Genomic DNA, 18,777 nt, shown 5'->3' with positions numbered 1-18,777 from the left:
CTGATCTTGGCGCAGCGTGAGCGTATCTCGACTGCGCTCGATACGAACGGAGGTCTGTAATGGGCCATTCCGCACCGAAAATTGCGACCATCGAGGGGATCACGCAGGAAATCGAGGCGATCCTCGGTTCGATGCTGGTCGAGACGGTCGATCATGCCGATGAGCTGAGCTTCACCGTGCTGCGCGACGCGCTGCCGCAGGCGATGATCGCGCTGCGTGATCGCGCGCAGTATCAGCAGCTGATGGAGATTGCCGGGGTCGATTATCCCGACCGTCCCGAACGGTTCGAGGTCGCCTATCATTTGCTGAGCGTCACGCGGAACCACCGCATCCGCGTGAAGGTGTCCACCGACGAGGATTTGCCGGTGCCGACCGTCACGCACATCTGGCCCGTCGCAGGCTGGCTGGAGCGTGAAGTGTTCGACATGTATGGCGTTGTGTTCGAGGGCAATACCGACCTGCGCCGCATCCTGACCGATTACGGGTTCAAGGGCCATCCGCAGCGCAAGGACTTCCCGCTGACCGGCTATGTCGAACTGCGCTATTCCGAAGAGGATAAGCGCGTCGTCTATGAGCCGGTGAAGCTGGCGCAGGACTTCCGCAGCTTCGACTTCATGTCGCCATGGGAAGGCGCGGAATATATCCTGCCGGGTGACGAGAAGGCCGCTGCGCCAGCCGCCCCCGCAGCCTCCACGCCCAAGACGACCGAGAAGAAGGCCGACACCGGCGCTGGCGAAGCGGCGAACAAGGCGGCACAGGTCAAGTCGGCCGACGCGCCCGCCAAGCCTGCGTCCGCGACCGACGAAGGCAAGGGCGCCGCCAAGCCGGAGGACAAGGCATAATGTCCGATTATCTCGAAAAGCTGGAGCACCATACCGACGCCGCCGATCCGACCTATGGCGACACGGAAATCCAGAATTACACGATTAATTTCGGCCCACAGCATCCCGCGGCGCATGGCGTGTTGCGCCTTGTCATGGAGCTGGAAGGCGAGATCGTCGAACGCTGCGACCCGCATGTCGGGCTGCTGCATCGCGGCACAGAGAAGCTGATCGAATATAAGACCTATTTACAGGCTCTGCCCTATTTCGACCGGCTCGATTATTGCTCGCCGCTGGGCATGGAGCATAGTTATGTGCTGGCGATCGAGAAGCTGCTGAACCTGGAAGTGCCGCTGCGCGCGCAATATCTGCGCGTGTTCTTCGCGGAACTGACGCGCATCTGCAATCATATGCTCAACCTTGGCAGCCATGTCATGGACGTCGGCGCGATGACGCCCAACCTGTGGCTATTCGAGATTCGCGAGGATTGCCTCAACTTCTTCGAGCGCGCGTCGGGTGCGCGGATGCACAGCGCCTATTTCCGGCCCGGTGGCGTGCATCAGGATGTGCCGCTCAAGCTGCTCACCGACATCGCCGACTGGCTCGACGGTCGTTTGCCGCGCCTGTTCGAGGATGCGATCAGCCTTGTCGCGGACAACCGCATCTTCAAGCAGCGCAATGTCGATATCGCGATCGTGTCCAAGGAAGATGCGCTGAAATGGGGCTTTTCCGGCCCGATGCTGCGCGGGTCCGGCATTGCCTGGGACATTCGCAAGGCGCAGCCATACGACGTCTATGACCGGGTCGATTTCGACGTGCCGGTCGGCACCCAATATGACTGCTATGACCGCTTCATGGTGCGCGTGGAGGAGGTCCGCCAGTCGGTGCGGATCATGAAACAGTGCCTGAACGACATGCCCGAAGGGCCGATCGCCAGCTTCGACCGCAAGGTGTCGCCGCCCAAGCGTGGCGAGATGAAGCGGTCGATGGAAGCGCTGATCCATCATTTCAAACTTTATACCGAGGGCTTTCATGTGCCCGCCGGCGAAGTTTATGTCGCGACCGAAAGCCCCAAGGGCGAGTTCGGCGTCTATCTGGTCGCTGATGGGACGAACAAACCCTATCGCTGCAAGATCCGCCCGACCGCGTTCAGCCATTTGCAGGCGATGGACTTCATGATGAAGGGCCATATGCTGGCCGATGTCACGGCGGTGCTAGGCTCGATGGACATCGTGTTCGGGGAGTGCGACCGGTGATCACATTCGCTGCACTTCAAATCCTCCCCCTTAGGGGGAGGTGGCAGTCCGCAGGACTGACGGAGGGGTATTCCGCCATCGATAGGGCGACACCCCTCCGTCAGGCTTCGCCTGCCACCTCCCCTTCCAGGGGAGGAATGTTCGGGGAGTGTGACCTGTGAGTGCGACCGAGTTTGTAGATCGTTTGGCGATCGTTAAGGCTATGATTGCCTGTTACAATGCAAAGAACGCTAAGGCTTATGCGTCATTTATGACAGAGGACGCTTTGGAGGGTAACTATTGCGGCGAGGTGCTTCGCGACGGGCGAAGTGGTATTCGGTCTGGGCTAGAAGTAATATTTTCTGAATATCCAGAGAACTGCGCCGAGATCTTGGATAGCAAACTTGTTGGAGAGTTTGTTGTGATGCACGAGCGCGTGTCGCGAGGGCAAAAGAAGGGCGGATTTGAAATCGCTGCCCCGTTTAATGTTACAGCGATCTATAGTTTCCAAGGCGATAAAGTCTCGCGCGTGGAGTTTATCCGCTAATGGCTGACGCACCCCGTATCCCCGATGAAGCCGAAACCCGCGCGCGCTGGGGCGCTTTCGCTTGGACGGCGGAGAATGCCGAACAGGTGAAGACCATCATCGCCCGCTATCCCGCCGGTCGTCAGCAGTCGGCGGTTATGCCGCTGCTCGATCTTGCCCAGCGGCAGGTGGGGGCGGAGACGCAGACGCAGGGGTGGCTGCCCGTGCCGGTGATGGAATATATCGGCGATCAGCTCGATATGCCCTACATGCGCGTCTATGAGGTCGCCACCTTCTACACCATGTATAACCTTGCGCCCGTGGGCCGCTATCATGTGCAAGTGTGCGGCACGACGCCCTGCATGTTGCGCGGCTCCGACGATGTGTTTGCGGCTTGCAAGAATAAGGGGCTGGTGAAGGGCGCGACGACGCCGGACGGGCTGTTCACCCTCACCGAAGTCGAGTGTCTGGGCGCCTGCGCCAACGCGCCGATGGTGCAGATCAATGACGATAATTTCGAGGATCTGACCTATGACAGCATGAGTGCTGTGCTGGAAACGCTGGCGGCGGGTGGTCAGCCCAAGATCGGTCCGCAGATCGAGCGTCAGACGAGCTGCCCGGAGGGTGGCCCGACGACGCTGAAAGAGATGGTCGAGGGCAATCATGATTATCGGGGGGCGTGGGCGTGAATCGCCATTCTCTCTTCCCCCGTCATCCTGAACTTGTTTCAGGATCCATTTCGCCCCGCGCGCCTTCGTTTAGGATGGTGCAGGACGATCGCGTTTTCGGCTTCCGTACCGCTTCGGCGGCCAAAACTGCGCCTGAACCACGATGGATGCTGAAACAAGTTCAGCATGACGGGTGTGGGTTTATGGGGAGCGCCGCCGCATGAGCGCCCTGATCGCCATCATTATCGGCCTGATCATCTTCGTGATCGCGCTCAAGATTATCGGGGCGGTGCTGGGTCTGGTCATCGGGCTAGGACTGGCCGTCATTGTCTATTTCGTGGCTGAAAAACTGATCGGAAAGGGCCGCTGATGGCCGACGAAACCGCCCCTGTTACGCCGCCGCCTCCGCCGCCGTTCGTCGGCCCGCTGGAGGACAAGGATCGCATCTTCACCAATGTCCATGGCTTTCAGGACTGGGGCATTGATGCCGCGATCATGCGTGGCGACTGGGATAATACCAAGGCGCTGCTGGCGTTGGGCCAGGACGCGATCATCGACATCATGAAGGCGTCGAACCTGCGCGGCCGTGGCGGCGCGGGCTTCCCGACCGGCATGAAGTGGAGCTTCATGCCCAAGGAAAGCAAGGATGGCCGTCCAAGCTTTCTGGTGATCAACGCCGACGAATCCGAACCGGGGTCGTGCAAGGATCGCGAGATCATCCGCCATGATCCGCACAAGCTGATCGAAGGCGCGCTGGTCGCGGGCTTCGCGATGCGCGCGCGCGCCGCCTATATCTATATTCGCGGCGAGTTCATCTACGAAGCCAAGGTGCTCTTCGCGGCGGTCGAGCAGGCCTATGCCAAGGGCTTCATCGGCAAGAACGCCTGCGGGTCGGGCTATGATTTCGACGTGTTCGTCCATCGCGGCGCGGGCGCTTACATCTGCGGCGAGGAAACCGCGCAGATCGAAAGCCTGGAAGGCAAGAAGGGCCAGCCACGGCTGAAGCCGCCTTTCCCGGCGGGCGCGGGTCTTTATGGCTGCCCCACCACGGTCAACAATGTCGAGAGCATCGCGGTCAGCCCCACGATCCTGCGGCGCGGCGCGGCCTGGTTCAACCGTTTCGGGCGGGAGGGCAATCGCGGCACCAAGCTGTTCCAGATCAGCGGCCATGTGAACAAGCCCTGCGTGGTCGAGGAATCGATGTCGATCCCGTTCCGCGAACTGATCGACCGCCATTGCGGCGGCATCCGTGGCGGGTGGGACAATCTGATGGCGGTGATCCCCGGCGGATCGTCGGTGCCTCTGGTCCCGGCGCGCGAGATCATGGACGCGCCGATGGATTTTGACGGGTTGAAGGCGGTTGGCTCCGGCCTTGGCACCGCCGCCGTCATCGTCATGGACAAGTCCACCGACATCGTCCGCGCCATTTCGCGCCTGTCCTATTTCTACAAGCATGAAAGCTGCGGCCAATGCACGCCCTGCCGCGAAGGCACGGGCTGGATGTGGCGGGTGATGGAACGGCTGCGCACCGGTGACGCGGACCTGTCCGAAATCGACATGCTGCATCAGGTGACCAAGCAGGTCGAAGGCCACACCATCTGCGCGCTGGGCGACGCGGCGGCATGGCCGATCCAGGGGCTGATCAAGCATTTCCGGCCTGAAATCGAGCGGCGGATCAACGAGCGCGGCGCGCCGGTGATGGAGGCTGCGGAGTGAGCTGGGATACCCCCAAATTCTTGGTCGGCGAACAAGTCCAGCTGGAGTCTGGTGGATTTCCTATGACTATTGAAGCCGTCGAAGGTGATAATGTGACCTGTATTTGGGCCGCAAAATCTGGAGTTATTCGTAGCCGGATGATCCCGAAGTCTTGCTTGAAGCTAAGTAATGCTGCTGATGGAACGATCATTTTCATGCCCCAACCGATGCTCAATGACGAGGGTGCCAAAGCCTTTCTGAGTGGCGACTATGTCCCCGGAGGGGCAAACTAATGCCTAAAGTCAAAGTAGACGGTGTAGAACTGGACGTCCCGGCGGGCGCGACGGTTCTGCAAGCGTGCGAGCTGGCGGGGAAGGAAATTCCGCGCTTCTGCTATCATGAGCGGCTGTCCATTGCGGGCAATTGCCGGATGTGCCTGGTCGAGGTGAAGCCCGGACCGCCCAAGCCGCAGGCGTCGTGCGCGCTGCCCGCTGCCGAGGGGCAGGAGATCCGCACCGACAGCGAAATGGTCAAGAAGGCGCGCGAAGGGGTGATGGAGTTTCTCCTCATCAACCATCCGCTCGATTGCCCGATTTGCGATCAGGGCGGCGAATGCGATTTGCAGGACCAGTCGGTCGCTTATGGCCGCGGTGCGTCGCGCTATGACGAAAATAAGCGCGCGGTGACCGAAAAGAATATGGGGCCGATCGTCAAGACGGTCATGACCCGCTGCATCCAGTGCACCCGCTGCGTGCGCTTTGCCGAGGAAATTGCGGGCGTGCCGGAAATCGGCGCGATCGGTCGCGGCGAAAATATGCAGATCACCACCTATCTGGAACATGCCGCCAAGAGCGAGCTGTCGGGCAATGTGGTCGACCTGTGCCCGGTCGGTGCGTTGACCGCCAAGCCCTATGCGTTCGAAGCGCGACCTTGGGAGCTGAAAAAGACCCATGCGATCGACGTGATGGATGCCGTGGGCACCAACATCCGCCTCGACAGCCGGGGCCGTCAGGTGCTGCGCGCGGTGCCGCGCATCAATGATGACGTGAACGAGGAATGGGCGTCGGACAAGACCCGGCACAATGTCGACGGTCTGGTGCGCAAGCGGCTCGACAAGCCCTATGTGCGGCGCGACGGTAAGCTGGTCCCGGCGACATGGGCGGAGGCTTTTGCCGCCGTCGCAGCGGTCCAGCATGGCGGCAGCGTTGCCGCGATCGCGGGCGACCTGCTCGATTGCGAGACGATGTTTGCCGGCAAGGCGCTGGTCGAAAAGCTGGGCGGGACGATGCTGGAAGGGCGTCAGACCGGGCTTTCTTACGACGTGTCGAGCCTGTCGTCGGTGGTGTTCAACACGCCGCTGGCGGACCTTGAGACGGCGGACGTCATCCTGCTGGTTGGCACCAATTTGCGCTGGGAAGCGCCGCTGGTGAACACGCGGCTGCGCAAGGCGATCAAGAAGGGCGCCAAGGTTTTTGGCATCGGGCCTGAGTTTGACCTGACCTATAAGGTCGAATGGCTGGGCAATGATGCGGCGCTGCTGGGCAAGCTGCCCGACGCCGTCGTCGAGGCGTTCGGCAAGGCCGCGCGGCCCGCGATGATCGTGGGCGGTGGCGTACTGGCCAAGGATGGCGCGCATGGCGACACGCTGGCGCTGGTCGAGACGCTGGGTCTGATCAAGGACGCCGCTTCGACAGGCTCAGGACAGGGCTGGAACGGTTACAACCTGCTGCACTTCGCGGCGGCGCGGATGGGCGGGCTGATGCTCGGCTATGCGACCGCTGGCGGGATCAAGGCTGTGGCGGCGGCCAAGCCGAAGCTGCTGTTCGCGCTGGGCGCGGACGAGGTGGATTATGCCGCTTTCCCCGACAGTTTCAAAGTCTATGTCGGCCATCATGGCGACAAGGGCGCGCACGCAGCGGACGTGATCTTGCCGGGCGCAAGCTATGCCGAAAAGGCGGGCACCTACGTCAATCTGGAAGGCCGGGTGCAGCGGGGCGAAAAGGCCGTGTTCGCGCCGGGCGATGCCCGCGAGGACTGGTCGATCCTGCGCGCTCTGTCCGAAGTGATGGGCGCGACGTTGCCGTTCGACAATTTCGAGCAACTGCGCGCCGATATGGTCAAGGCGGTGCCTGCATTGGGTGTCGAGGGGCTGGCCGATTATGGCTGGTCTGTCCCCAAGCTGCCCACCGGCGCGACTGGTGAACTGGCTTCGCCGATCAAGGATTTCTACCTGACCAACGCCATCTGCCGCGCCAGCCCGACGATGCAGCAATGCTCGGCCGAACTGGTCCATGGGGTTGAATTTGCGGAGGCGGCGGAATGATGGGGAACGCTACCAAAGCTCCCTCTCCCCATGAGGGAGAGGGTTGGGGTGAGGGGGACCGACGGCGGTGTCGGCATATGCCTTCAACCTCAGCACACCCTCACCCAACCTCGAAGCGAGCCACGTGTCTCGCTTCGACCCTCCAGGGAGAGGGCTTTAAGGGGCTGCCTCAGTGACCGCTTTCTTCCAAAATCTCGGCCTGCCGTTCGAAGGCGCCTGGTTCCTCTCGACCATCATCGGTATCCTCGTGATCGCCCTGCCGCTGATGCTGGCCGTCGCGATGATCATCTATGCCGATCGCAAGATCTGGGCGGCGATGGCGCTGCGGCGCGGGCCGAACGTGGTTGGTCCATTCGGCCTGCTCCAGTCCTTTGCGGACGGGGCCAAGGTGTTCCTCCAGGAAACCATCATCCCGTCGGCGGCGAACAAGGCGCTGTTCATCATCGCGCCGATCATCACTTTCACCGTGGCGCTGCTGGCCTGGGCGGTGGTGCCGTTCGATGTCGGCGTGGTGCTGGCGGACATCAATGTCGGGCTGCTCTACATTCTCGCCATCTCGTCGCTGGGCGTGTACGGCATCGTGCTGGCGGGCTGGGCGTCCAACTCCAAATATCCCTTCTATTCCGCGATCCGCGCGTCGGCGCAGATGATCAGCTATGAAGTCTCGATCGGCTTCATCCTGATCTGCGTCGTGCTGTGGGCGGGCAGCTTCAACCTGACCGCCATCGTGGAAAGCCAGAAGGGCTATTATGGGTTCCTGAACGGCAACGGCTTTAATCCGCTGCTCTTCCCGATGGCGATCATGTTCCTGATTTCCGCCATGGCAGAAACCGCGCGTGCGCCTTTCGACCTGACCGAAGCGGAAAGCGAGTTGGTCGCGGGTTACCAGACCGAATATTCGTCCATGGCCTTCGCGCTCTATTGGCTCGGCGAATATGCCAACGTCATCCTGATGTGCGCATTGAACGCCATCCTGTTCTGGGGCGGCTATCTCCCCCCGGTGGACTGGGCGCCGCTCTATTATGTGCCGGGCATCCTCTGGCTATTCGCCAAGATCCTGTTTTTCTTCTTCGTCTTTTCCTGGGTAAAGGCGACGGTGCCTCGTTACCGTTATGACCAGTTGATGCGGCTGGGCTGGAAGATTTTTCTGCCGACCTCGCTCTTCTTCGTCTTTCTGGTGTCGGGCTTCCTCATGCTGACGCGCTATGGAGGCGCACAATGAGCCTCTCTTATTATGTCAAAAGCTTCACACTCTGGGAGTTTGTGAAGGCGCACTGGCTGACCTTGAAATATTTTTTCAAGCCCAAGGCGACGATCAACTATCCCTATGAGAAGAACCCGATTTCGCCGCGGTTCCGGGGAGAACATGCGTTGCGCCGCTATCCCAACGGGGAAGAGCGCTGCATCGCGTGCAAGCTGTGCGAGGCGGTGTGTCCGGCACAGGCGATCACCATCGAGGCGCAGCCGCGTGAGGATGGCAGCCGCCGCACGACGCGCTACGACATCGACATGACCAAGTGCATCTATTGCGGTTTCTGTCAGGAAGCCTGCCCGGTGGATGCGGTGGTGGAAGGGCCGAACTTCGAGTTCGCGACCGAAACCCGCGAGGAGCTGATCTACGACAAGGCCAAGCTTCTTGAAAATGGTGACAAGTGGGAACGCGCGATCGCCGCGAACCTTGCCGCCGATGCGCCTTATCGGTAATGCGCGCCGTGTCTAACTCAAACCCGTTCGCCCTGAGCCTGTCGAAGGGTTCGACTGAGCGCAGCGAAGTCACTTCACTTCGTTCAGTAGAAGGCTTCGACTTCCCCCGGATCAGGTCCGGGGCCGAACGGAAAATTGGGGGCCATCAGGTCAAATGATCCACGTCTTAGCCTTTTACCTGTTCGCGATCCTGGTGGTATCCAGCGGTGCGTTGACGATCCTGTCGCGCAACCCGGTCCATTCGGTGTTGTGGCTGATTCTGGCCTTCTTCAACGCGGCGGGTCTGATGATCCTGCTGGGCGCGGAATTCATCGCGATGCTGCTCGTCATCGTCTATGTCGGCGCGGTCGCGGTGCTGTTCCTGTTCGTCGTCATGATGCTGGACATCGACTTTGCCGAATTGCGCGCAGGTTTCGTCAGCTATCTGCCCTTTGGCCTGCTGATTGCGCTGGTGCTGCTGGCTGAGATCGTGCTGGGCATTGGCCTGTGGAGCGCCGGTCCCATTGAACTGGCGCAGCGCGCCGCGCCGACCGCGCCGGACGTGTCGAACATCAAGGCGATCGGTACGCTGCTTTATACCCGCTACATCTTCCTGTTCGAGGCGGCGGGCATCGTCCTGCTGGTCGCGATGATCGGTGCGATCGTCCTGACCCATCGGGCGCGAGGCGGGGTGAAGGGCCAGAATATCGCCAAGCAGAATCGCCGCCGTCCGCAGGATGCGGTCCGCAATATCAATCAGCCCATCGGGCAGGGGGTGGAGCTGTGATTGCCTTCACAAACCCTCCCCCGTTCCGGCTGAGCCTGTCGAAGCCCTCCACTAAGCTTGTCGAAGTGGCTTCGCTTCGCTCTGCTGACCCCTTCGACTTCGCTCAGGGTGAACGGATGTTTTTCATGGAGGCTAGGTCATGATCGGCCTTCAACATTATATGGTGGTCAGCGCCATCCTGTTCGTGATGGGGGTGCTGGGCATCTTCATCAACCGCAAGAATGTCATCATCATCCTGATGGCGATCGAGCTGATTTTGCTCAGCGTGAACATCAACCTTGTCGCCTTTAGCGCCTATCTGGGCGATCTGGTGGGGCAGGTATTTTCGATGTTCGTGCTGACCGTCGCGGCGGGTGAGGCGGCCATCGGGCTTGCCATCCTCGTCATTTACTTCCGTGGTCGCGGCACCATCGCCGTTGACGATGTCAACCGGATGAAGGGCTGAGCCTGAACTCATGATCCAGCTTATCGTTCTTCTTCCGCTGCTGGCCGCTGCCATTGCGGGCCTTGGCAACAAGGCGCTGGGCAAGCTGCCTGCCAAGATCCTCACTACCGGGGCGCTGTTCATTTCCTGCGCGCTGAGCTGGCCGATCTTCATTAGCTTCCTGACTGGCAGCGCGGAGGCGCATGTCACGCCGCTGTTTACCTGGATCCAGTCGGGCAGCTTCGACGCGCAATGGGCGCTGCGGGTCGATGCGATGACGGCGGTGATGCTGGTGGTGATCACCAGCGTATCCAGCCTGGTTCACCTCTATAGCTGGGGCTATATGGACGAGGAGCCGGATCAGCCGCGCTTCTTCGCCTATCTTTCGCTCTTCACCTTCGCGATGCTGATGCTCGTGACCGCGAACAATCTGTTGCAGATGTTCTTCGGCTGGGAAGGGGTGGGTCTTGCTTCCTACCTGCTGATTGGTTTCTGGTTTCGCAAGCCCAGCGCGAATGCCGCCGCGATCAAGGCGTTCGTCGTCAATCGCGTCGGCGACCTTGGCTTCATGATGGGGATTTTCGGCACCTATCTGGTGTTCAACACCATCTCCATCCCCGAAATCCTGGAAATGGCGCCGTCCATGGCAGGGTCCACCATCGGATTTCTTGGCGCGCGCTTCGATACGATGACGGTGCTGTGCCTGCTGCTGTTCGTGGGGGCGATGGGCAAATCGGCGCAGCTTGGTCTGCACACTTGGTTGCCCGATGCGATGGAAGGGCCGACGCCTGTGTCGGCGCTGATCCACGCGGCGACCATGGTGACGGCGGGCGTGTTCATGGTGTGCCGCCTTTCGCCGATGTTTGAGACGTCGCAGACGGCGCTGACCGTCGTGACCTATGTCGGCGCAGCGACCTGCCTGTTCGCGGCAACCGTCGGCACGGTGCAGACCGACATCAAGCGCGTCATTGCCTATTCGACCTGCTCGCAGCTGGGCTATATGTTCTTCGCCGCGGGCGTCGGCGCCTATGGCGCGGCGATGTTCCACCTGTTCACCCACGCCTTTTTCAAGGCTTTGCTTTTCCTGGGGGCCGGTTCGGTCATCCATGCGATGCACCATGAACAGGATATGCGCTATTATGGCGCGCTGCGGAAAGAAATCCCGATCACCTTCTGGACGATGACGCTCGGCACGCTGGCGATCACCGGCGTCGGTTTGCCGCTCATCGGCGTCGGCTTTGCGGGCTTTTATTCCAAGGACGGCATCCTCGAAGCGGCCTATGCTGCTGGTGGAGCCGGGACCGGGGCGTTCCTGGTCGGTATCTTTGCGGCGCTGCTCACCAGCTTCTATTCATGGCGTCTGGTGTTCCTGACCTTCTTTGGCAAAGCTCGCTGGGCCGCGTCGGAGCATATCCAGCACGCTCTCCATGATTCCCACGGGCATGATGATCATCACGACGATCATGCGCATGACGAGCACCACCATCATGCGCATGCCACCGGGACCGGCGGTTATAATCCGCATGAAAGCCCGTGGGTCATGCTGGTGCCGTTGATCGTGCTGAGCCTGGGCGCGGTGTTTGCCGGTTTCCTGTTCCACGACCAGTTTATCGGTGCCGAAGGCGGCATCGCATTCTGGAAGGGCGCACTCTCGTTCGATAGCCATCTGATGCACGCCGCGCATGAAGTGCCCACCTGGGTCAAATTCGCGCCGTTCACGGTGATGCTGACCGGGCTGTTGATTGCCTATTTGAGCTACATCAAGAACACCGACTGGCCGCGGCGCTTTGTCGCGACCTTCACCGGTCTGTACACGTTCCTGCTCAACAAATGGTATTTCGACGAGCTGTATAATGTCCTGTTCGTCAAGCCAGCCTTCGCCATCGGCCGCTTCTTCTGGAAGTTCGGGGACGTCGGTTTCATCGACCGGTTCGGACCCAATGGTCTGGCGGCGCTGGTCGTGCAGGGCAATAAAGTGACCCGTCGGCTCCAGTCCGGCTACCTCTACACCTACGCGCTGGTGATGCTGATTGGCCTCGCCGCTGCCGCAACCTGGGCGATGACACGATAATGGACGGCTTCCCCATCCTTTCCCTGATGATGGCAGTGCCGATGGCGGGGGCCATCGCCTGTCTGTTCGTGGGCGCGAACAGCGCGCGCTGGATCGCCCTGATCGCCACCTTGGTCGATTTCGTGCTGGGCATGGCCCTGTGGGCGAATTTCGACCAGTCGGGCAGCGGGGCGCAGTGGCAGTTCCAGGAATATGCGCCGGTCTTTGGCAAATTCGCGTGGGCGCTGGGCATTGACGGCATCGCGCTGATGCTGATCGCGCTCACCGTATTCCTGATGCCGATCTGCATTGGTGCCAGCTGGAACGCGATCGAAAAGCGGGTCGGCGAATATATGGCTGCCTTCCTGTTCATGGAGGTGCTGATGATCGGCGTCTTTACGGCGCAGGATCTCTACCTTTTCTACATCATGTTCGAGGCTGGCCTGATCCCGATGTATTTGATCATCGGCATCTGGGGTGGCGCGGACCGCATCTACGCCAGCTATAAATTCTTCCTCTACACATTGTTCGGATCGGTCCTGATGCTGATCGCGATGATGTGGATGGTGCATGAGGCCGGGACGACCGAAATCCCCGTGCTGATGGCCTATAATTTCGAGTCCGGTGTCCAGACCTGGTTGTTCCTGGCCTTCTTCGCCAGTTTCGCGGTCAAGATGCCGATGTGGCCAGTTCACACCTGGCTGCCCGACGCGCACGTTCAGGCGCCGACCGCGGGTTCGGTCATTTTGGCCGGCGTGCTGCTGAAGATGGGCGGCTATGGCTTCATCCGCTTCTCCCTGCCGATGTTCCCCGAAGCTTCGGCGCAACTCGCGCCCTTGGTCTGGGGCCTGTCGATGGTCGCGGTGGTCTATACTTCGCTGGTCGCGCTCGTGCAGTCGGATATGAAGAAGCTGATCGCCTATTCGTCGGTCGCGCATATGGCGATCGTGACTGTCGGCCTGTTCGCCTTCAATCAGGCGGGCATCGAAGGCGCGATGATGGTGATGCTGGGCCATGGTCTTGTCGCAGGCGCTCTGTTCCTGTGCGTCGGCGTCATCTATGACCGGCTGCACACCCGTGAAATTGCGCGCTATGGTGGCCTGTCGATCAACATGCCGCGCTATGCCGTGCTGTTCCTGTTCTTCACCATGGCGTCGGTGGGCCTGCCCGGCACGTCCAACTTCGTCGGCGAATTTCTGGCATTAATGGGGATTTATCAGGCATCGACCTGGGTGGCGCTGGTCTGCACGACGGGCATCATTCTGGGCGCGGCCTATATGCTCTACCTCTATCGCCGCATTTGCTATGGTGAGCAGGTCAACGCCGATGCCGCCGCGATGCCCGACCTGTCGGGCCGCGAAATCTGGCTGCTGGCGCCGATTGCCGCCGTCGTGCTGTGGATGGGGGTCTATCCCGAAAGCTTCCTCAGCCCCATGCGTCCCGACATTCGCGCGCTTGAAGCCCGCCTCGCACCTGCCGCTCCGGCGGGAGACTCCAAGATCAAAATGGGCGCGCCCAAGCCTCCGGGCGAAGCGCATGAAGAAGCCCATCACGAAGAAGCCCCTGCGCACGGGGAGGCGCACTGATGATCGACTCCGCTTCCCTTCTGGCCGTTCTGCCGGAACTCATATTAACGGCCGGTGGCCTGATCCTGATGCTGGTGGCTGCTTTTGGCGGCGACGGCACGGCACGGCTGGTCAATGCGCTGTCGGTGCTGACGCTGATCGTCGCGGGCGTGGCCCTGTCCTGCTCGTTGGCGCATGGCCCTGACGCATTCGATGGACTTGTCCGCGCCGATGCCTTCTCCGTCTATGCCAAGGCGTTGATCTATGCGGCGGCGGCAGCAGCAATCCTGCTAGCGCCACGTTTCTTTTCGACCGACAGCGCGCTGCGGCCCGAATATCCGATCCTGATCCTGTTCGCCGCCATCGGCATGGGCATGATGGTGTCGGCGGGGGACATGCTGACGCTCTATGTCGGCCTCGAAATGAACAGCCTGGCATCCTACGTCCTCGCCAGCTTCATGCGGCAGGACGGTCGCTCGTCCGAAGCGGGCCTTAAATATTTCGTGCTGGGGTCGCTGGCCAGCGGCATCCTGCTCTACGGCATTTCGCTGCTTTATGGTTTCACCGGCAGCACCTCTTTTGACGGTATCGCCGTTGCGCTGGGCGATGGCGTGGGCAAGGGCGAATTGTTCGGCCTGGTGTTCGTGCTGGCGGGCCTCGCCTTCAAGATCAGCGCCGTGCCGTTCCATATGTGGACGCCCGACGTCTATGAAGGCGCGCCGACGCCGGTGACGACCTTCTTCGCCAGCGCGCCCAAGGTTGCCGCGATGGGCCTGACCGTCCGCGTCGCGATAGAGGCGCTGGGTCCGGCGGGTCTGGACTGGCAGCAGATCGTGATCTTCGTTGCGCTCGCCTCCATCCTGTTCGGTGCGGTCGCGGCGATCGGCCAGACCAATATCAAACGGCTGATGGCCTATTCGTCGATCAACAATGTCGGCTTTGCGCTGATCGGCCTTGCCGCAGGCACACCTGCCGGCGTGGCCGCGACGATGAGCTATATGGCGATTTATGTCGTCATGACGATCGGTGCCTTCGCCTGCATCCTCCAGATGCGCGATGCCGACGGCAAGCCGGTCGAAACGATCGCCAGCCTCGCGGGCCTGTCGCAATCGCGCAAGGGTCTGGCGGCGGCGTTCGCCATCTTCATGTTCTCCATGGCCGGTATCCCGCCGCTCTTCGGTTTCTGGGCCAAGTTTCTGGTGTTCGATGCGGCGGTTGCATCCGGCCTGACTGCGCTGGCGGCGTTCGGTATCGCTGCGTCGGTGATCGGGGCATTCTATTATCTCAAGATCATCAAGGCGATCTATTTCGACGAGCCGACCGGTGCCTATGAGGCGAAGGGCGGTGCGGTCGAAAATGTCATCCTGACTGCTTGCGCCGTCGTCATCGTGCTGGGCTATCTGCTCAATCCCGTGCTGGATCAGGCGAGCGCCGCCGCTGCGGCGTCCCTGTTCTGACCATCCGCTTCGTTGCCGAGACCGAGTCGACCAATGCCGACATGCTGGCATTGGCGGAGCAGGGCGCAAGTGAAGCCAGTTGGCTGCGCGCGGGGCGACAGATGGGCGGCAAAGGGCGGATGGGCCGTAACTGGGAAAGTCCGGTCGGCAATCTCCATTGCTCCACGCTGATCCGGCTAAGGTCTGGCGATCCCCTGCCGCATACGCTGGCGCTGGTCGCGGCCAATGCGGTTCATGCGCTGGTCGCGCCTCTTTGTGCGGGGCAGGCGCGGATCAAATGGCCCAACGACGTTCTGGTCGATGGCGCGAAGATAGCGGGCATCTTGCTGGAGCGGGCTGGCGACGCGATCATTGTCGGTATCGGCATCAATGTTGCCGATCACCCACACAATCTCGACCGCCCCGTGACCAGTCTGGCGGCACAAGGCGCGAAGGACGCGGAGGCGGGGGCGCTGCTGGAGCGGCTGGCGCAAATTTTCGCGCACTGGCTGTCGATCTGGCGGGCGCAGGGGCTGGACCCGGTGCGCACCCACTGGCTGCTCAATGCACACCCGACTGGTACGCCGATGCGGGTGCAGCAGCCCGATGGAGAGAGCGTTGAGGGGGCATTTGATACGCTCGACCGGCAGGGCATGTTGATCCTGCGCTTGGCGAACGGGCACAGCCGTGCCATTCACGCCGGTGACATATTTCTCATCTGAACCAAGGACCGGCCATGCTTCTCGCGATCGACGCGGGTAACACCAATGTGGTTTTCGCGCTGCTCGAAGGGCGGGACATCCGCGCGCGCTGGCGGATCGCGACCGACCCGCGCCGCACCGCAGACGAATATGCGGTGTGGCTGAACCAGTTGCTGATGCTGGAAGGCTATAAGATCGCCGACGTCGGTGCGGTGATCATTGCGACGGTGGTGCCGCGCGCGCTGCATAATTTGCAGGTGCTGGCCGAAAAATATTTCAGGACGACGGCGTTGATCGCCGGGCAAGCGCCGGTCGACTGGGGCATCGAACTGGACGTGGCGGAGCCAGGATCGGTGGGGGCTGACCGGGTTGTAAACGCCATCGCCGCGCACCATCTTTATGCAGGCGACCTGATCGTCATCGATTTCGGTACCGCGACGACGTTCGACGTGGTCGATTATAGCGGCGCTTATAAGGGCGGGATCATCGCGCCGGGTATCAACCTGTCGCTCGATGCGCTGGTCGCGGCGGCGGCGAAACTGCCCAAGATCGCCATCGCCCCGCCGGATAATCGATCGGTCATAGGGCGAACGACCGAAGCACAGATGCACATCGGCGTCTTTTGGGGCTATGTAGCCATGATGGAGGGGCTGGTCGCCCGGATGAGGGCCGAAATTGGCCGCCCGACCAGAGTGATTTCGACGGGGGGCCTTGCGGTCCTCTTCAATGATAACAGCGATATTTTCGATGCGATCGCGCCGGACCTGACGGTTCAGGGCCTCGCGCTGATGCACGAACGGAGTTTACAAGCGTAATGAAACCCAAGGATGAGCTGCTCTTCCTGGCCCTTGGCGGGTCGGGCGAGATTGGCATGAACGTCAATTTATACGGTTGCCAGGGCAAATGGGTGATGGTCGATCTCGGCATGACCTTTGGCGATCCCAATTATCCGGGCATCGAACTGGTGCTGCCCGACCTGAGCTTCATTGAGGAACGGCGCAAGGATCTGCTCGGCATCGTGCTGACCCACGGGCATGAGGACCATATCGGCGCGATCCCCTATCTCGCCGCCGATCTGGGTGTCCCGCTCTATGCCACGCCCTTTACTGCCGGCCTCATCCGCCTGAAGCTGGAGGAAGAGGGGCTGACCAAGGAGGTCAAGCTCCATGTCATCCCGAACGAAGGCAGCTTTGAGCTTGGCCCGTTCGGCTTCCGCTACATGCCGCTGGCGCACTCGATCCCCGAAGGCAATGCGTTGGTGATCGACACGCCACATGGCCGGATTTTCCACACCGGCGACTGGAAGCTGGACGATCAGCCGTTGCTCGGCGTGCCATCGACCCCGGCGGAACTGACCGCTGTGGGCGATCAGGGTGTGCTGGCGCTGGTGTGCGACAGCACCAATGTGTTCAATGACAAGGCCAGCGGTTCCGAAGGTGATGTCCGCGAAGGGCTGATGCAGACGATCGAGGGGGCCAAGGGCCGGGTGCTGGTCACCACCTTTGCGTCCAACGCCGCGCGCGTCCAGACGCTCGGCGAAGTCGCGGTGGCGATGGGACGCAAGGTGTGCGTCGCGGGCCGTTCGCTCGACCGCATTATCGGCATGGCCAAAGCCAGCGGCTATCTCAAGGGCTTCCCGCCCACGGTCGACTGGGACGAGGCGATGAAGCTGCCCCGTGACGAGGTGATGATCATCGCCACCGGTGGTCAGGGTGAGGCGCGCGCCGCGCTGGCACGAATCGCATTTGACAGCCATCCCATCAAACTGACCGAGGGCGATCTGGTCGTCTTTTCGTCCAAACAGATTCCCGGCAATGAAATCGCCATCGGTCGCATCCAGAATGCGCTGGCGGCGAAGAATGTCGTGATGGTCACGGACCGCCAGGCCGAAGTCCATGTGTCCGGCCATCCGGGTCGTCCTGAACTGGAAGCCATGTATCGCTGGATCCGGCCGGAGATATTGCTGCCAGTCCATGGCGAACGGCGGCATATGGCCGAACAGGCGCGGCTGGGTCTGGCGACGGGCATCCCCCATGCTGTGGTGCAGTCCAATGGCGATTTGCTGCGGCTGGCGCCGGGCAAGCCGACGATCATCGGGCGTCAGGAAGTCGGGCGGCTGGTGCTGGATGGCGACGTCATCCTGCCTGCAGAAGGCGCGACCATGAACGAACGGCGCAAGCTGGGGCTGCATGGCCAGATCAGCGTTGCCGTGGCGCTCGATGCCAAGGGGCGGCTGCTTGGCCGACCGACGCTGCGGACGCAGGGCGTTCCGGTGGAAGAGGATAAGGCGGACTTCCTGGCCGAAGCCGCCGACGACGCGGCGGATGTGATTCCCAAGGGATCGCATGAGGAAGAGGCGGTGCGCGAGCGTATCCGCCTGGCCGTGCGTCGCACCGCGACGCGTTGGACGGGCAAGAAGCCGATTGTGGACGTGCTGCTCATTCGGGCCTAGGATTTTGGTACCGTGTTCCCGCGCAGGCGGGAACACATCATTATGTAGATTGATAGAGACGAGCGAAGATACAAGGCCATGAACCTCTACGCCATTTTCGCCATCTATGTGCTGTTCTGGGTGATCAGCGCGTTCATCATCCTGCCTTTTGGCATCCGCACGCCCGACGAAACGGGCGAACGGATGGTGAAGGGGCAGGCGGATAGCGCCCCCAGCAATTTCCGGCCGGGCGTCGTGGCGCTTCGGGCGACGCTGCTGTCAGCTTTGTTGTTCGGCCTCTATTACGCCAATTATGTGCAGGGCTGGATCACGTTGGACATGCTGCCGGGCTATTCGCGCTGAAGTGCGACGACTTCACTTTTCGCCGTTCGTTTCGAGCGAAGTCGAGAAACCTTGCGCACAGGTTTCTCG

Annotated in this window: 19 protein-coding genes; all 19 read left to right on the top strand. The window is 61.3% G+C overall.

Annotation, left to right across the window (positions count from 1 at the left end; all coding sequences use genetic code 11):
• The first annotated feature begins 59 nt into the window (after positions 1–59).
• The 19 genes from ACODSR_RS10520 to ACODSR_RS10430 all read left to right on the top strand — a co-directional run bounded on the left by ACODSR_RS10520 (position 60) and on the right by ACODSR_RS10430 (position 18,708).
• Complete coding sequence (locus ACODSR_RS10520) at positions 60–842, top strand: NADH-quinone oxidoreductase subunit C (RefSeq protein ID WP_489076236.1); 783 nt, start codon at positions 60–62, stop codon at positions 840–842.
• Complete coding sequence (locus ACODSR_RS10515) at positions 842–2,077, top strand: NADH-quinone oxidoreductase subunit D (protein ID WP_489076234.1); 1,236 nt, start codon at positions 842–844, stop codon at positions 2,075–2,077. The genes ACODSR_RS10520 and ACODSR_RS10515 overlap by 1 nt, the downstream gene beginning before the upstream one ends.
• A 157-nt stretch (positions 2,078–2,234) precedes the next feature.
• Positions 2,235–2,603 carry a nuclear transport factor 2 family protein gene (locus tag ACODSR_RS10510; RefSeq protein ID WP_489076232.1) on the top strand — a complete coding sequence of 123 codons (369 nt, stop codon included), beginning with the start codon at positions 2,235–2,237 and terminating at the stop codon, positions 2,601–2,603.
• On the top strand, positions 2,603–3,271 hold the full coding sequence (locus ACODSR_RS10505; RefSeq protein WP_489076230.1) for a complex I 24 kDa subunit family protein: 669 nt from the start codon (positions 2,603–2,605) through the stop codon (positions 3,269–3,271). The genes ACODSR_RS10510 and ACODSR_RS10505 overlap by 1 nt, the downstream gene beginning before the upstream one ends.
• A 199-nt stretch (positions 3,272–3,470) precedes the next feature.
• Entirely contained in the window at positions 3,471–3,620 is a 150-nt protein-coding gene (locus ACODSR_RS10500) for a hypothetical protein (protein ID WP_489076228.1), read from the top strand.
• Positions 3,620–4,966, top strand: coding sequence for an NADH-quinone oxidoreductase subunit NuoF (nuoF, locus tag ACODSR_RS10495; RefSeq protein ID WP_489076226.1), 1,347 nt, complete (start codon positions 3,620–3,622; stop codon positions 4,964–4,966). Before ACODSR_RS10500 ends, nuoF begins: the two co-directional genes overlap by 1 nt.
• A complete protein-coding gene (locus ACODSR_RS10490) occupies positions 4,963–5,238 on the top strand; it encodes a DUF2158 domain-containing protein (RefSeq protein WP_489076224.1) in 276 nt (91 codons plus the stop codon). The genes nuoF and ACODSR_RS10490 overlap by 4 nt, the downstream gene beginning before the upstream one ends.
• Positions 5,238–7,268 carry an NADH-quinone oxidoreductase subunit NuoG gene (gene nuoG / locus ACODSR_RS10485; protein ID WP_489076222.1) on the top strand — a complete coding sequence of 677 codons (2,031 nt, stop codon included), beginning with the start codon at positions 5,238–5,240 and terminating at the stop codon, positions 7,266–7,268. The genes ACODSR_RS10490 and nuoG overlap by 1 nt, the downstream gene beginning before the upstream one ends.
• Positions 7,269–7,440: 172 nt before the next feature.
• On the top strand, positions 7,441–8,490 hold the full coding sequence (nuoH, locus tag ACODSR_RS10480) for an NADH-quinone oxidoreductase subunit NuoH (protein ID WP_489076220.1): 1,050 nt from the start codon (positions 7,441–7,443) through the stop codon (positions 8,488–8,490).
• Positions 8,487–8,972, top strand: a complete 486-nt coding sequence (nuoI, locus tag ACODSR_RS10475; protein WP_489076218.1) for an NADH-quinone oxidoreductase subunit NuoI — start codon at positions 8,487–8,489, stop codon at positions 8,970–8,972. Before nuoH ends, nuoI begins: the two co-directional genes overlap by 4 nt.
• A gap of 154 nt (positions 8,973–9,126) precedes the next feature.
• Complete coding sequence (locus ACODSR_RS10470; protein WP_006959723.1) at positions 9,127–9,738, top strand: NADH-quinone oxidoreductase subunit J; 612 nt, start codon at positions 9,127–9,129, stop codon at positions 9,736–9,738.
• Positions 9,739–9,877: 139 nt separating this feature from the next.
• On the top strand, positions 9,878–10,183 hold the full coding sequence (gene nuoK, locus ACODSR_RS10465) for an NADH-quinone oxidoreductase subunit NuoK (RefSeq protein WP_046764479.1): 306 nt from the start codon (positions 9,878–9,880) through the stop codon (positions 10,181–10,183).
• 10 nt (positions 10,184–10,193) lie between these two features.
• On the top strand, positions 10,194–12,233 hold the full coding sequence (gene nuoL / locus ACODSR_RS10460) for an NADH-quinone oxidoreductase subunit L (RefSeq protein WP_489076216.1): 2,040 nt from the start codon (positions 10,194–10,196) through the stop codon (positions 12,231–12,233).
• Entirely contained in the window at positions 12,233–13,798 is a 1,566-nt protein-coding gene (locus ACODSR_RS10455) for an NADH-quinone oxidoreductase subunit M (protein WP_489076214.1), read from the top strand. Before nuoL ends, ACODSR_RS10455 begins: the two co-directional genes overlap by 1 nt.
• Positions 13,798–15,234: an NADH-quinone oxidoreductase subunit NuoN gene (nuoN, locus tag ACODSR_RS10450; protein ID WP_489076212.1), complete on the top strand. Its 1,437-nt coding sequence runs from the start codon at positions 13,798–13,800 to the stop codon at positions 15,232–15,234. The genes ACODSR_RS10455 and nuoN overlap by 1 nt, the downstream gene beginning before the upstream one ends.
• Complete coding sequence (locus ACODSR_RS10445) at positions 15,231–15,935, top strand: biotin--[acetyl-CoA-carboxylase] ligase (protein WP_489076481.1); 705 nt, start codon at positions 15,231–15,233, stop codon at positions 15,933–15,935. Before nuoN ends, ACODSR_RS10445 begins: the two co-directional genes overlap by 4 nt.
• Before the next feature lie 14 nt (positions 15,936–15,949).
• Positions 15,950–16,729, top strand: a complete 780-nt coding sequence (locus ACODSR_RS10440; protein ID WP_489076210.1) for a type III pantothenate kinase — start codon at positions 15,950–15,952, stop codon at positions 16,727–16,729.
• Positions 16,729–18,366, top strand: a complete 1,638-nt coding sequence (locus ACODSR_RS10435; protein ID WP_489076208.1) for a ribonuclease J — start codon at positions 16,729–16,731, stop codon at positions 18,364–18,366. Before ACODSR_RS10440 ends, ACODSR_RS10435 begins: the two co-directional genes overlap by 1 nt.
• A 78-nt stretch (positions 18,367–18,444) precedes the next feature.
• Positions 18,445–18,708, top strand: a complete 264-nt coding sequence (locus ACODSR_RS10430) for a DUF1467 family protein (protein WP_217672160.1) — start codon at positions 18,445–18,447, stop codon at positions 18,706–18,708.
• Positions 18,709–18,777: the final 69 nt, after the last annotated feature.

This window comes from Sphingobium sp. FG125 (assembly GCF_057809795.1).
The sequence above is the reverse complement of the archived record's forward strand: the minus strand, read 5'-3'. Positions and strand labels throughout refer to the sequence as shown.